The organism is Nonomuraea sp. NPDC049141 (genome assembly GCF_040648415.1).
In the GTDB taxonomy this organism is placed as follows: Bacteria; Actinomycetota; Actinomycetes; order Streptosporangiales; family Streptosporangiaceae; genus Nonomuraea.
The window spans coordinates 475,425-488,761 of record NZ_JBEZDR010000008.1; the positions used below are offsets into that span (position 1 = coordinate 475,425).

14 protein-coding genes are annotated in these 13,337 nt (G+C 69.5%); 2 read left to right on the forward strand and 12 right to left on the reverse strand.

Going from position 1 to position 13,337, the window contains the following annotated elements; genetic code table 11:
* Window positions 1-115: 115 nt before the first annotated feature.
* The 9 genes from whiA to uvrA all read right to left on the reverse strand — a co-directional run bounded on the left by whiA (window position 116) and on the right by uvrA (window position 9,870).
* Window positions 116-1,096, reverse strand: a complete 981-nt coding sequence (whiA, locus tag AB0B91_RS26640) for a DNA-binding protein WhiA (protein WP_219528586.1) — start codon at window positions 1,094-1,096, stop codon at window positions 116-118.
* A 71-nt stretch (window positions 1,097-1,167) separates the two neighbouring features.
* A complete protein-coding gene (gene yvcK, locus AB0B91_RS26645; RefSeq protein WP_219528670.1) occupies window positions 1,168-2,085 on the reverse strand; it encodes a uridine diphosphate-N-acetylglucosamine-binding protein YvcK in 918 nt (305 codons plus the stop codon).
* Between the two features lie 65 nt (window positions 2,086-2,150).
* Window positions 2,151-3,017 (reverse strand): RNase adapter RapZ, encoded by an 867-nt coding sequence (gene rapZ / locus AB0B91_RS26650; protein ID WP_214636241.1) that lies wholly within the window; start codon window positions 3,015-3,017, stop codon window positions 2,151-2,153.
* Between the two features lie 22 nt (window positions 3,018-3,039).
* Window positions 3,040-4,974, reverse strand: coding sequence for an excinuclease ABC subunit UvrC (gene uvrC / locus AB0B91_RS26655; protein WP_358324789.1), 1,935 nt, complete (start codon window positions 4,972-4,974; stop codon window positions 3,040-3,042).
* A 72-nt stretch (window positions 4,975-5,046) separates the two neighbouring features.
* Window positions 5,047-5,487: a Rieske (2Fe-2S) protein gene (locus tag AB0B91_RS26660; RefSeq protein ID WP_219528589.1), complete on the reverse strand. Its 441-nt coding sequence runs from the start codon at window positions 5,485-5,487 to the stop codon at window positions 5,047-5,049.
* 45 nt (window positions 5,488-5,532) lie between these two features.
* The gene (locus AB0B91_RS26665) at window positions 5,533-5,988 is read right to left on the reverse strand and encodes a Rieske (2Fe-2S) protein (RefSeq protein ID WP_358324792.1); all 456 of its coding nucleotides are present in this window, start codon (window positions 5,986-5,988) and stop codon (window positions 5,533-5,535) included.
* A 104-nt stretch (window positions 5,989-6,092) separates the two neighbouring features.
* Window positions 6,093-6,494 carry a Rieske (2Fe-2S) protein gene (locus tag AB0B91_RS26670; RefSeq protein ID WP_358324795.1) on the reverse strand — a complete coding sequence of 134 codons (402 nt, stop codon included), beginning with the start codon at window positions 6,492-6,494 and terminating at the stop codon, window positions 6,093-6,095.
* Between the two features lie 124 nt (window positions 6,495-6,618).
* Complete coding sequence (locus AB0B91_RS26675; protein WP_358324798.1) at window positions 6,619-6,828, reverse strand: hypothetical protein; 210 nt, start codon at window positions 6,826-6,828, stop codon at window positions 6,619-6,621.
* Window positions 6,829-7,029: 201 nt separating this feature from the next.
* A complete protein-coding gene (gene uvrA, locus AB0B91_RS26680; protein WP_358324801.1) occupies window positions 7,030-9,870 on the reverse strand; it encodes an excinuclease ABC subunit UvrA in 2,841 nt (946 codons plus the stop codon).
* Between the two features lie 219 nt (window positions 9,871-10,089).
* On the opposite strand from uvrA, the gene AB0B91_RS26685 reads away from it, so the two are divergent.
* Together AB0B91_RS26685 and AB0B91_RS26690 are read left to right on the forward strand one after the other, a co-directional pair.
* Window positions 10,090-10,857 carry a maleylpyruvate isomerase family mycothiol-dependent enzyme gene (locus AB0B91_RS26685; RefSeq protein WP_358324803.1) on the forward strand — a complete coding sequence of 256 codons (768 nt, stop codon included), beginning with the start codon at window positions 10,090-10,092 and terminating at the stop codon, window positions 10,855-10,857.
* Window positions 10,854-11,510 carry an MBL fold metallo-hydrolase gene (locus AB0B91_RS26690; protein WP_358324806.1) on the forward strand — a complete coding sequence of 219 codons (657 nt, stop codon included), beginning with the start codon at window positions 10,854-10,856 and terminating at the stop codon, window positions 11,508-11,510. The genes AB0B91_RS26685 and AB0B91_RS26690 overlap by 4 nt, the downstream gene beginning before the upstream one ends.
* Window positions 11,511-11,531: 21 nt before the next feature.
* On the opposite strand, the gene AB0B91_RS26695 is transcribed toward AB0B91_RS26690, so the two are convergent.
* From AB0B91_RS26695 to AB0B91_RS26705, 3 genes are read right to left on the reverse strand one after another with little or no spacing between them, the layout of a single operon-like run.
* Window positions 11,532-11,804 carry a hypothetical protein gene (locus tag AB0B91_RS26695; RefSeq protein WP_358324809.1) on the reverse strand — a complete coding sequence of 91 codons (273 nt, stop codon included), beginning with the start codon at window positions 11,802-11,804 and terminating at the stop codon, window positions 11,532-11,534.
* Window positions 11,805-11,841: 37 nt separating this feature from the next.
* Complete coding sequence (gene pssA / locus AB0B91_RS26700) at window positions 11,842-12,663, reverse strand: CDP-diacylglycerol--serine O-phosphatidyltransferase (protein WP_358324812.1); 822 nt, start codon at window positions 12,661-12,663, stop codon at window positions 11,842-11,844.
* Entirely contained in the window at window positions 12,650-13,291 is a 642-nt protein-coding gene (locus AB0B91_RS26705; protein ID WP_358324815.1) for a phosphatidylserine decarboxylase, read from the reverse strand. The genes pssA and AB0B91_RS26705 overlap by 14 nt, the downstream gene beginning before the upstream one ends.
* Window positions 13,292-13,337: the final 46 nt, after the last annotated feature.

Genomic DNA, 13,337 nt, shown 5'->3' on the forward strand with positions numbered 1-13,337 from the left:
CGCCCACCGTGCCTGCCGTAAAGCATGAACCGCCTTGACGGCAGGCCACGCACGGGGAGCACCCGCACAGAGCCGGACAAAGAACGTCCCGCACAGAGCCGGACAGAGAACGGGTCTACTGGGCGAGCATGTCCACGGTGAGGTTGGCCTCGGTGTTGGGGATGCCCAGGTCGGTCGCGCGTTTGTCGGCCATCGCCAGCAACCGCCGGATACGTCCGGCGATCGCGTCCTTGGTCAGCGGCGGATCCGCGATCTGCCCCAGCTCCTCCAGTGACGCCTGCTTGTGCTCCACCCGCAGCCGCCCCGCGATCACCAGATGGTCGGGTGCCTCGTCGCCCAGGATCTCCAGCGCCCGCTGCACCCGCGCCCCCGCCGCCACCGCCGCCCGCGCCGAGCGGCGCAGGTTGGCGTCGTCGAAGTTGGCCAGCCGGTTGGCCGTGGCCCGCACCTCGCGGCGCATCCGCCGCTCCTCCCAGGCCAGCACGCTGTCGTGCGCGCCGAGCCGCGTGAGCAGCGCGCTGATCGCGTCACCGTCACGCACCACCACCCGGTCGACGCCGCGCACCTCCCGCGCCTTGGCGTGGATCTTGAGCCGGCGCGCCGAGCCCACCAGCGCCAGCGCCGCCTCGGGCCCCGGGCAGGTGACCTCCAGCGACATGGAGCGCCCCGGCTCGGTCAGCGAGCCGTGCGCCAGGAACGCCCCGCGCCACGCGGCCTCGGCGTCGCAGGCGGCCCCCGCCACCACCTGACGAGGCAGGCCGCGCACCGGGCGCCCGTGGTTGTCGATCAGACCCGTCTGCCGGGCCAGCGCCTCACCGTCGCGGTAGACGCGCACGACATAGCGCGATCCCTTGCGCAGCCCGGCGGGTGCCAGCACGAGCACCTCGGCCTTGTGACCGAACACCTCCCCGATGTCCTTGATCAGCCGCCGCGCGGTGGCGTTGGTGTCGAGCTCCGCCTCGATCACGATGCGCCCGCCCACCAGGTGCAGCCCACTGGCGAACCGCAACAGCGTGGACACCTCCGCCTTCCGGCAGCAGGGCTTCAGCACTGGCAGGCGGCTCAGCTCGTCCTTCACCACACCCGTCATCGCCATAAGCGTTAGTCCTCCCCCATTCAGACCGACTCTCAGCAGTCTCTCGCACCTTTGCGCCGCGCCGACCAGGATCAACGCTTCTGGAGGAAAATCTCGTCCAGGACGGAGGCAAGACGTCGTGCGTCATGTCGGGGAGAGCCGTCGGCGGCGGCGACGTCGGCCATGACGAGCCGTCCACCGAGCGCGGCGGCCGCCTTCTCCAGGGCGTCGGGGTCGTCGACCACGCCGGTGTCGGCGAGCACGACGTCGACCCGAAGATCGCGCGCGTGCTGCCGAAGCACCTCCAGGTGCTGCTGGGGTGAGAAGTCGTCGGTCTCGCCGGGCTGCGGCGCCAGGTTGAGGGTGACCAGCCGCTTGGCCTTCGACTCGTGCAGCGCCCTGGCCAGCGCGGGCACCTTGAGATGCGGTAACACGCTGGTGAACCAGGACCCCGGCCCGAACACCAGCCAGTCGGCCTCCAGCACGGCCCGCACGGCCTCGGGCCGCGCGGGCGGGTCCTCCGGCACCAGGGAGATGGCCTGCACCCGGCCGGGGGTCAGCGCGCAGGCCACCTGCCCGCGTACGGTCGAGATGACGCCGTCGAGCTCCACCTCGGCCACGATGTCGAGCGGCACCGACGCCATCGGCAGCACCCGGCCGTGCGCGCCGAGCAGCCGGCCCACCCAGTCGAGGCCCGCCACGGGGTCGCCGAGCAGCTCCCACAGCGCCACGATGAGCAGGTTGCCCACGGCGTGGCCGTGCAGGTCGCCCTCGCTGCGGAAGCGGTGCTGGACGACCTCGCTCCAGGTGCTCCCCCACTCGTCGTCGCCGCAGAGCGCGGCCAGCGCCATGCGCAGGTCGCCGGGAGGCAGCACGCCGAGCTCGCGCCTGAGCCGCCCGCTGGAGCCGCCGTCGTCGGCGACCGTCACCACCGCGGTCAGGTCACCCGCCACGCCGCGCAGCGCGGAGAGCGAGGCGTAGAGCCCGTGACCGCCGCCCAGCGCCACCACCCGCGGCCGATCATCGGACGCCCGGCCTGCTAGGACCGCGTCACCTGGGGCTTCGCCCTCATCGGTCACTCCCGCCCCACATCCCGGTGGCTGACCTGTACTTCCATGCCGCGGTCACGCAGCCGGCCGGCGACCTGCTCGGCCATGGCCACACTGCGGTGCTTACCGCCCGTGCAGCCCACCGCGAGCGTCGCGTAGCTCTTGCCCTCGCGCGCGTATCCGGCGGCGATCACCTGCAGAACCTCCTCGTACGCGTCAAGGAACTCCTTCGCGCCCGGCTGGCCGAGCACGTAGTCACGCACCGGCGCGTCAAGCCCGTTCATCGGCCGCAGCTCCGGCACCCAGTGCGGATTGGGCAGGAACCGGCAGTCGACCACGAGATCGGCGTCGACCGGCAGCCCGTACTTGAAGCCGAACGAGACCACGTTGAGCCGCAGCCCCGGCCGGTCCTCGCCGCCGAAGAAGTTGACGATCTTGTTGCGCAACTCGTGCACGTTGAGCGAGGAGGTGTCGATCACCAGGTCGGCGTTGGCCCGCACCTCGCGCAGGATGCCCCGCTCACGGGCGATGCCGTCGACCAGACGGCCCTCGCCCTGGAGCGGGTGAGGTCTGCGGACGTTCTCGAACCTGCGCACCAACCCTTCGTCGCTGGCTTCCAAGAACACCACGCGCACGCGTACGCCGCGACCTTCGAGCTCTTCGATGGCGGCGTTGAGATCGGTGGTGAAGGCCAGGCTGCGCACGTCGACGACGGCGGCCACCTTGTCGGCGGCCAGCTTGACCTTGCCCGCCTCCTCCGCCATGGCGAACAGCAGCCCCGGCGGCAGGTTGTCGATGACGAACCAGCCCAGGTCTTCCAACGCCTTCGCCGCGGTGCTGCGCCCCGCCCCTGACATGCCGGTGACGATGACGAACGCCGGCTCGGTGTTCATTGCCTCACTCCGTTCGGCGGGCTCACTGTCCCTCCCCCTTCAGCGTCGACGCGATCACCTCGGCGATGGCCGGACCGATGCCGGGGACCTGGCAGATCTCGGCGGCGGTGGCCTCGCGCAGCTTCTTCACGGAGCCGAAGTGTTTGAGCAGCGCCTGCCTGCGCGCCGGCCCGAGGCCGGGCACGGCGTCGAGCGCGCTCTCTTTTACGCTCTTGGACCTCTTAGCACGATGGTAGGTGATGGCGAACCTGTGTGCTTCGTCCCGCACGCGTTGCAGCAGGTAGAGGCCCTCGCTGGAGCGCGGCATGATCACCGGCTGATCGTCGCCGGGCAGCCACACCTCTTCGAGCCGTTTGGCCAGACCGCACACGGCGACGTCGTCGATGCCGAGCTCGTCGAGCGCCCGCTGGGCGGCGGCCGCCTGGGGGCCCGCGCCGTCGACCACGACCAGGTTGGGCGGGTAGGCGAACTTGCGCGGCTTTCCGGTCTCCGGGTCGATGGGCCCGTTGGGTCCGTCGGCGTCGTCGTCGGCCGCCAGCTCGCCGGTGGCCGAGCGCTCCTCCAGGTAGCGCCGGAACCGCCGCTGGATGACCTCGTAGATGGAGGCGACGTCGCCTTCCTTGGTCCTGACGGCGAAACGGCGGTATTCGCTCTTGCGCGGCAGGCCGTCCTCGAACACCACCATCGACGCCACGACGTTCTCGCCCTGCAGGTGGGAGACGTCGTAGCACTCGACGCGCAGCGGCACCTGGTCGAGGTCGAGCGCGTCGGCGATCTCCTGCAGCGCCTTGCTGCGGCTGGTCAGGTCGCCGGCCCGGCGGATCTTGTGCTGGGCGAGCGACTCCTTCGCGTTGCGCTCGACGGTCTCCATCAGCGACTTCTTGTCGCCGCGCTGCGGCACCCGGACCTCGACCCGGGCGCGGCGCTGCTCCGACAGCAGCTCGGTGAGCGCCTCGGCGTCGGGCGGCAGCACGGGCACGAGGACCTCGCGGGGCATCGACTCGGCGCCCGCGTCGCCGTACATCTGCAGCAGGAACTGCTCGACGAGCTCGGCGGGCGAGGCCTCCTCGACCTTGTCGACCACCCAGCCGCGCTGGCCGCGGATGCGCCCGCCACGCACGTAGAAGACCTGGACGGCGGCTTCGAGCGGGTCTTCGGCCAGCGCGATCACATCCGCGTCGGTGCCCTCGCCGAGGACGACGGCCTGCTTCTCGAGAGCGCGCTGCAGGGCCTGGATGTCGTCGCGGAGCCTGGCGGCCCGCTCGTACTCCTGCTCGGCGGCGGCCTCGCGCATGTCGCGCTCCAGCCGCTTGATGAAGCGGCCGGTGTTGCCCGCCATGAAGTCGCAGAAGTCTTCGGCCAGGAGTTGGTGCTCTTCGGGCGTGATCCGGCCGACGCACGGCGCCGAACACTTGTCGATGTAGCCGAGCAGGCACGGCCTGCCGATCTGCCCGGCCCGCTTGAACACGCCCGCGCTGCACGTGCGGACGGGGAAGACGCGCAGCAGCAGGTCGACGGTCTCGCGGATGGCCCAGGCGTGCGAGTAGGGGCCGAAGTAGCGGGTGCCCTTGCGCTTGGCGCCCCGCATCACCTGCACGCGCGGGAAGTCGTCGGCCAGGGTGACGGCGAGGTAGGGGTAGGACTTGTCGTCGCGGTATTTGACATTGAACCGCGGGTCGAACTCCTTGATCCAGGAGTATTCGAGCTGCAGCGCCTCGACCTCGGTCCCGACCACCGTCCAGTCGACGTCGGCGGCGGTGGTGAGCATCGACTGCGTGCGCGGGTGCAGCGCGGAGAAGTCGGCGAAGTAGGAGTTGAGCCGCTGCCGCAGGCTCTTGGCCTTGCCGACGTAGATCACTCGGCCATGCGTGTCCCTGAACCGGTAGACCCCCGGAGAGTCGGGAATGGAGCCCGACCGGGGCCGGAAACTCAGGGGGCTGCGCGTTGATCTCGCCACGTTCAAAGACTAACGGTCCGCACCGACAAGGCAGCCCGCCGTACCAGCCATCCTGGTACGGCGGGCGTGCGCCTAGGCGAGCGTGATCTGGTCTCCGTCCACCTTGATCTGCTGCTCCGGAAGCGGCTTCTTGGCCGGCCCGGCGGTGACGGATCCATCCTCGATCTTGAACTTGCTGCCATGGCACGGGCAGTCGATCGTGCCGTTCGCGACGCTGGCCACCGAACACCCCTGATGGGTGCAGATCGCGCTGAACGCCTTGAACTCGCCCGACTTGGGCTGCACTACCACCACCTTCTGCTCCTTGAAAACCGTCCCCCCACCGACGGGGATCTCGGAGGTCTTCGCCAGTGCGCCACCCGCGGCAGCCGGAGCGCTGGACTCCGTCGTGGCCGCCGAGGCCTGCGTGCCGGACGTGGCGTCATTACTACCGCACGCGGTCAGCGCCAGTGCCAGGCCACCCACACCCACACCGGCGATCACCGCCCTGCGACTCTGAAGGTCTTCTCCCATGTCGCCCACCCAACCGCACACAGGTGAGAAATTCATGAGGACTCGCTACGCGAGCGTGATCTTGCCCCCGCTCACCTTGATCTTCTTCTCCTTCAGCGGCTCGGAAGCCGGCCCACCTGCGACGGAGCCGTCCGAGATCTTGAACTTGCTCCCGTGGCACGGGCAATTGATGGTGCCGTCGGCCACCTCGTCGACCGTGCACCCCTGATGGGTGCAGACCGCCGTGAACGCCTTGAACTCACCCTCCGTCGGCTGAGTGACGACCACCTTCTGACTCTCGAAGACCTTCCCGCCCCCGCTGGGGATGTCGCCGGTGTCGGCGAGCGCCTTGGCGCCGGTTGCCTTCTTCTTCTTCGGAGCCTCGGACGACGGTTCGTCGGCCGCCGGTGCCTCACTCGCCTGAGTCGCGGGCGAGCCGTAGCTCGCGCAAGCGGTCATCACCACTGCGAGCCCGGCGCCTCCGGCTCCAAGCACCACCGCCCGGCGCGTCGTTTCGGTCATCGTGCGTCCTCCCAGGTCTAGTTCTCTCTTTAGGTACGGCCAGCGCCCTCGCGCCGGTTCAGCGTGCCGTACGCCAATCCCGGAAACCACGCAGAATTACCTGTTCAGACGACCACGACGCCGTCACCCTCGACTTTGACCGAATAGACCGTCAGCGGCGCGGTCGCGGGCCCCTGCAGCGCCTTGCCACTGTCGGCGGCGAACTCGCTGCCGTGGCACCCGCACGTCATGACGTTCTTTTCGGGTGCGCTGACGACGCACCCCTTATGGGTGCACACCGCGCTGAACGCCTTGAAGACGCCCTTCGCCGGCTGGGTGACCACGATCTTGTACTCCTGTACGACGATGCCGCCGCCCACGGGCACGTCCGTGGTCTTGGCCAGCACCTGCCCCTTGATCCCGGCCACCGGCGCCGCCTTGGCACCGCTGCCGCATCCCGCGATCGCGAGCCCGCACGCCGCCAATCCGGCGGCTCCCAGTGCCTCGCGACGCCCGATTTCAGGCATGGCGATGCCCGGCTCCGTAATCCCCATGGTGCCGACCCTTCCCCGTGGCCACTGACCCCCTGCAGGCCAGGCCGCTGTCGTCGGGTCAACTTTATTGCCGACCCCCCTCGGTCCCCCGTCCGGGTCAGACCCGGACGGCCGCCTGCCCCGCCAGCACCCGGGCGGCCGCGCTCCCGCCAACACCTGGACGCCCGGCGCCCAGCCGCACCACACGACGCTCCTCGGGGACTCGCGGCCACCCGACGCGAACTCTTGGTCCCGCGTCAGGTTTCATCCCCGCGATGCCGAACGACCGTCTCCCGGCCTCGGCCGCGGCCACCATCTGCCGCACCACCAGATGTCTCCACCGGGACCCGCACGACCGATGCGGACCCACTGGCCGACTGCCTCAACGCCGCAGCCATCACCAGGCAGCACTCGACCCCGCCCCTGGACACGGTCATGCCCGATGGGCGGGGTCCATGGTGTGCGAAACCCGCGGTCCGACAGTGCGCAGCTCTGTACGGCGGACCCCCGCCGCACAGAACCCTGGCCTTCAGAGCGAAAGGATCTTACGAAGGAAGCGCCCCGTGTGGCTCTCATCCACCAGCGCCACCTCCTCCGGCGTGCCCGTGGCAACCAGCGTGCCGCCCCGCGACCCACCCTCAGGCCCCATGTCGATCACCCAGTCGGCCGTCTTGATGACGTCCAGGTTGTGCTCGATGACGATCACGGTGTTACCGCCGTCGACCAACCGCCCGAGCACGCCGAGCAGCCGCCGGATGTCCTCGAAGTGCAACCCGGTGGTCGGCTCGTCGAGCACGTAGATCGTCCGCCCCGTCTGCCGCCGCTGAAGCTCGGAGGCGAGCTTGACGCGCTGCGCCTCGCCACCGGACAGCGTGGTCGCCGGCTGGCCGAGCCGCACGTAGCCGAGGCCGACGTCGTTGAGCGTCTGCAGGTGTCGCTTGATCGCCGGAATGGCGTCGAAGAAGCCGAGCGCCTCCTCGATCGGCATGTCGAGCACCTCGGAGATCGTCTTGCCCTTGTAGTGCACCTCCAGCGTCTCCCGGTTGTAGCGGGCGCCGTGGCAGACCTCGCACGGGACGTATACGTCGGGCAGGAAGTTCATCTCGATCTTGATGGTGCCGTCGCCCGCGCACGCCTCGCAGCGACCGCCCTTGACGTTGAAGCTGAACCGACCCGGCTGGTAGCCGCGGACCTTCGCCTCGGTGGTGGCCGCGAACAGCTTGCGCACGTGGTCGAACACGCCGGTGTAGGTGGCCGGATTGGAGCGCGGGGTGCGCCCGATCGGTGACTGGTCGACGTGTACGACCTTGTCGACCTGATCCATGCCGTTGATCCGGGAGTGGCGTCCCGGCACCGTGCGGGCGCCGTTGAGCTCCTTGGCCAGCGCGTTGTAGAGGATGTCGTTGACCAGGGTCGACTTGCCGGACCCCGACACGCCGGTGACCGCGGTGAACACGCTGAGCGGGAACTCGATGTCGACGCCCTTGAGGTTGTGCTCGCGCGCGCCCTTCACGGTGATCTGCCGCTTCTTGTCGCGCTTGCGACGCTTGGCGGGGATCGGGATGCTCCTGCGGCCGGACAGGTATTGGCCGGTCATCGACTCTTCGCTGGCCAGCAGCTCCTGGACGGTGCCGGACACGACGACCTGGCCGCCGTGCTCGCCCGCGCCCGGACCGATGTCGACCACCCAGTCCGCGGCGGCGATCGTGTCCTCGTCGTGCTCGACGACGATCAGGGTGTTGCCCATGTCGCGCAGCCTGATCAGCGTGTCGAGCAGCCGCATGTTGTCACGCTGGTGCAGGCCGATCGACGGCTCGTCGAGGACGTACAGGACGCCGACCAGGCCGGAGCCGATCTGCGTGGCCAGCCGGATGCGCTGTGCCTCGCCGCCCGCCAGGGTGGCGGCGGCGCGGTCCATGGTCAGGTAGTCGAGGCCGACGTCGAGCAGGAAGCCCATGCGGGCGTTGATCTCCTTGACGACCCGCTCGGCGATCTGCATGTCGCGGTCGGACAGCTTGAGCTCGGCGAGGAACTCCGCGCACTCGCCGATCGACATGGCCGACACGTCGGCGATCGACCTGTCCGCGACCGTGACGGCCAGCGTGACCGGCTTGAGCCTGGCGCCCTTGCAGGCCGGGCAGGGGATCTCCCGCATGTAGCCCTCGAACCGCTCGCGGGTCGAGTCGCTCTCCGCTTCGACGTGCCTGCGCTGGACCCACGGGATGACGCCCTCGTAGGTCGTGTAGTAGGAGCGCTGCCTGCCGTAGCGGTTGCTGTAGCGGACGTGCACCTGCTCGTCGTGGCCGAACAGCAGGGACTTCTGTGCGGCCTTGGGCAGCTTCTCCCAGGCCGTGTCGAGGGTGAAGCCCATGGTGTGGCCGAGCGCCTCGACCAGCCTGACGAAGTATTCGCTGGTGTGGCCGCCGGACCACGGGTGGAGCGCGCCGTCGCGGAGCGTGCGCTCCGGATCGGGCACGACCAGGTCGGGGTCGACCTCCATCTTGGTGCCGAGCCCCGTGCACTCGGGGCAGGCGCCGAAGGGCGAGTTGAAGGAGAACGAGCGGGGCTCCAGCTCCTCGAACGACAGGTCGTCGTAGGGGCAGTAGAGGTGCTCGGAGAAGAAGCGCTCCCGGTTGGGATCGTCTTCGGGCAGGTCCACGAACTCCAGCGTGATCGTGCCGCCGGACAGCTGCAGCGCGGTCTCGACCGAGTCGGTGAGCCGTCGGCGCGACGACTCCTTCACCGACAGCCGGTCGACGATGACCTCGATGTCGTGCTTCTCCTGCTTTTTCAGCGTGGGCGGCTCTTCCAGCCGTACGACGACGCCGTCGACCCGGGCACGGGCGAAGCCCTTGGTCTGCAGTTCGCGGAACAGCTCGGCGTATTCGCCCTTGCGGCCTCTGACGACCGGGGCCAGCACCTGGAAGCGGGTGCCCTCGTCGAAGTCCATCACGCGGTCGACGATCTGCTCCGGCATCTGCCTGGCGATCGGCCGCGCGCACACCGGGCAGTGGGGCTTGCCGATGCGCGCCCACAGCAGCCTCAGGTAGTCGTAGACCTCAGTGATCGTGCCGACGGTCGAGCGGGGGTTCTTGCTGGTGGCCTTCTGGTCGATCGACACCGCGGGCGACAGGCCCTCGATGAAGTCGACGTCGGGCTTGTCCATCTGGCCGAGGAACTGGCGGGCGTAAGCCGACAACGACTCGACGTAGCGCCGCTGACCCTCAGCGAAGATCGTGTCGAAGGCCAGGCTCGACTTGCCCGAGCCGGACAGGCCGGTGAAAACGATCAGAGAGTCTCGCGGCAGGTCCAGCGAGACGTCTTTGAGGTTGTGTTCTCGTGCACCACGCACGATCAGGCGGTCTGCCACGGCGATCCCGGATGTCGAAAGGCGGATAGGTCCACGGGGGATGGTAGACGGGGGCTCCGACAATTTCGGCGGCCCGCAGTCCGAACCCCGAAAATCCGTCGCTACCAGGTTACGGCCTACTCCCACCCCTACAGGAGGCCTTTAGCCGTCAACCGCATGACCTGCGATTTTATGCCCCGAGGATCTCCCCGCACCCCACCAAATGATGAAATATCCGGCATGACCGTTCTGCTGGCGCTCCAGGCCGAGCTGGCCGCGGCGACCGACCGTTTCCTGGCCACGGCGGCGTCCCTTACCGACGACGACCTCGCCGCGCCCTCGCGCCTTCCTGGCTGGTCCAGGGGTCACGTGCTCTCCCATCTGGCGGGGAACGCCGGCAGCCACATCAACCTGCTGACCTGGGCCAGGACCGGCGTCAAGACACCGCAGTACCCGACCCCCGAGGCCAGGGCGGCGGGGATCGAGGCCGGCGCGGGCCGTACCGCCGCCGAGCACGTGGCCGAACTGGAGGCCGGCACCGCCCGGCTGGCCGCCGCGATCCGCGACCTGCCGGAGGCGGCGTGGCGCACGACCGTCGCGGGCATGCGCCCGCCGCCGCACCCCGCCTGGTACATCCTCGTACGGCGGCTGCGCGAGGTCGAAGTGCACCACGTGGACCTCGGCGCGGGGTACGGCCCGGCGGACTGGCCGGAGACGTTCGTCCACCGGGAACTCCACGACAGCCTGCGGACCTGGCCGCACGCCCAGAGCACGGTCAGCGAGATCAGTCTGCGCGGCGGGCGGACGTGGCGCGGCCTGGGCTCCGGACCCGCGGTCGAGGGCGGCGCGGCCGACGTCCTGGCATGGCTCATCGGGAGATCCGATGGTGAGGGCGTTAGGGTGGTGACGGTGGGGCGGCCGTCCATGCCGGTTCCCGTGGCGCCGCCGTGGTTGACGATGCCCGCCCCCGCTGATCTGCCCGCGACGCCCCCGAAGGACTATCCATGACCTATACAGGTGACGTCCAGGTCGGCGGTCCCGCCGACGTACGCGAGCTCCCGAAGCTGTCGATCTGGAAGCTGGCAGTCGGGCCGTTCGACAACAACGCCTACCTGCTGCGCTGCACCGAGACCGGCGACGGGTTGCTGATCGACGCCGCGGCGGAGGCCGACCGGCTGCTGGCGCTCTTCTCCGACCAGCCGATCAGCGAGATCGTCACGACCCACCAGCACGGCGACCACTGGCAGGCGCTGGAGCAGGTGGTCAAGGTGACGGGCGCCCAGGTGATCGCGCATCCGCTCGACGCGCTCGCGCTGCCGGTCCCGGTGGACCGCACGGTCGAGCACGGCGACAGGATCGCGGTCGGCGTGGTCGACCTTGAGGTGATCCACCTGCGCGGGCACACGCCGGGCTCGATCGCCCTGCTGTACGACGGCGGCAAGGGGGAGACCCACCTGTTCACCGGCGACTCGCTCTTCCCCGGCGGGGTGGGCAACACCCAGAAGGACCCGGAGCGCTTCGCCCAGCTCTACAACGACGTCGTCGAGAAGATCTTCAACCGGCTGCCCGACGACACGTGGGTGTACCCGGGCCACGGCAAGGACACCACGCTGGGTGCCGAGCGCCCGTCGCTCCCGGAATGGCAGGCCAGAGGCTGGTAAATGCCCTCGCGCGGCCCCCGGTCAGCGGTTCGCCAGGACCCTGGCGATCCGCTGGGCCGCCAGGGCGGGATCGTCGGCCAGGCCCACGATCTCGCCCCACGACCAGCGGTAGAACCACCCTTCCGGCAGCGGCACGCAGTCGACCGTCTCGGCGAGCATCGCGGTGTCGGGGTCGCTGACCCGCAGCGCGGGCGGATAGGCACGCAGCGTGGTGGTCAGCCCGTGCAGCTCCAGCTCCCTGGCCAGCTTCGCGAGGAAGTACGTTCGCGTGTGCTCGCGCGGCGTGGCCGACATGGCTCCATCACCATCCGATGACGGCGGACGTATCCGCTCAGCTGCCGATGCGCTCGGCTTCCTTGCGCTGCTCACGCTTGTAGAACAGCACCCGCAGGGGGATCGCCGCCACGAGCGCGATCTGCATGGTGGCGCCGATCTTGATGGGCAGGTCGCCACCCTCGGGCCAGGCCACCCAGAAGGTCAGGAAGGCCACATTGATCATGATCCACCCGAGCACCACCGCGGCGAGCTGCCCCTTGGGCTTGGGGTACTCGATCCGGCTCACCATCAGCCAGGCCACGCCGAGCACCGCGAGCAACGAGTAGGGGCTCGGCTGGAACAGCATCACGATCGAGATGACGGTCATGGCGCCCATGGGAATGGGCAGGCCCATGAAGTCGCCGCTCTTGGTCTTGACGCAGGCGAACCGCGCCAGCCGTACGACACCGGCGACCAGCACCGCCGCGGCGGCGGCCACCACCGCGGCGAACGGCACCTTGTCCGTGAAACCACCCCAGATCACGACCATGAACGCGGGCGCGAACCCGAAGCTGATCACGTCGGCGAGGTTGTCGAGCTCGGCACCCATGGCGGAGGCGCGGAAGCGCCGCGCGACCAGGCCGTCGAACAGGTCACAGGTGGCGCCGATGAGCAGCAGCACCACGGCGGTCGCGAAGTAGCTGGGCGCGGGTGTGAAGTCGCCGCCGGCCTTGAGCGACTGGATGGCCGATGAGGCCAGGACGCACACCGCGAGGAACCCGCAGATGGCGTTGCCCAATGAGAGCGAGTCAGCCGCGGACAGGCGGAACGCCTTGCCGACGGGTCCTCGAGGTTCTTCGTCTTCCGCCTGCCAGCTGCCGGCATCAGCCGCGGTCAATTCTGGTCACCCCCGCAACCGTCTTCTCGCCCACGGAAACCGCGGGAGAGATCCCTTCGGGAAGGTAGATGTCGACCCGCGAACCGAACCTGATGAGCCCGATCCGCTCGGTCTGCGAGACCTTGGCCCCGGCGCTCAGGTATGGCACGATCCGGCGCGCCACGGCGCCCGCGATCTGCACCATCTCGACGTCGCCGAGCGCCGTCTCGAAATGCCACACCACGCGTTCGTTCTGGTCGCTGTCCTTGTTGAAAGCCGGCAGGAACCCACCCGCCACATGCTGCACGGAGGTGACATTTCCCGCAAGGGGGGCTCTGTTGACATGGACGTTCAGCGGGCTCATGAAGATCGCGACGCGGGTGCGTCCGTCGGCCCGCGGGTCGATGCTCTGCACGACGCCGTCGGCCGGTGACAGGATCCGCCCGTCACCTGGCGTGCGGTCGGGGTCGCGGAAGAACCAGAGCATGGCACCGGTGAGGGCGCCCAGCGGCACGGCCGCCAGCGCCCATCGACGGTCCCGGCGCGTCAGCAGCGCGGAAGTGGCCGCGGCGGCCACCGTTGGGAAGAGCCACGGGGACACCCCGCGCGCGAGCCGCACGCGGCGCGTCTTGGCAGAATCGTCTGACACGTACAACCTTCGATGGTGACTGGACTGGGCGCTTTGCCGTGATGTT

What these genes read in the sequence shown, in the direction of transcription:
- whiA (WP_219528586.1), bottom strand. Translation starts at nt 1,096, where the DNA reads ATGGCGATGACGGGTGTGGTGAAGGACGAGCTGAGCCGCCTGCCAGTG.
- rapZ (WP_214636241.1), bottom strand. Translation starts at nt 3,017, where the DNA reads ATGAACACCGAGCCGGCGTTCGTCATCGTCACCGGCATGTCAGGGGCG.
- AB0B91_RS26660 (WP_219528589.1), bottom strand. Translation starts at nt 5,487, where the DNA reads ATGGGAGAAGACCTTCAGAGTCGCAGGGCGGTGATCGCCGGTGTGGGT.
- AB0B91_RS26665 (WP_358324792.1), bottom strand. Translation starts at nt 5,988, where the DNA reads ATGACCGAAACGACGCGCCGGGCGGTGGTGCTTGGAGCCGGAGGCGCC.
- AB0B91_RS26670 (WP_358324795.1), bottom strand. Translation starts at nt 6,494, where the DNA reads ATGCCTGAAATCGGGCGTCGCGAGGCACTGGGAGCCGCCGGATTGGCG.
- AB0B91_RS26685 (WP_358324803.1), top strand. Translation starts at nt 10,090, where the DNA reads ATGACCGTTCTGCTGGCGCTCCAGGCCGAGCTGGCCGCGGCGACCGAC.
- AB0B91_RS26690 (WP_358324806.1), top strand. Translation starts at nt 10,854, where the DNA reads ATGACCTATACAGGTGACGTCCAGGTCGGCGGTCCCGCCGACGTACGC.
- AB0B91_RS26695 (WP_358324809.1), bottom strand. Translation starts at nt 11,804, where the DNA reads ATGTCGGCCACGCCGCGCGAGCACACGCGAACGTACTTCCTCGCGAAG.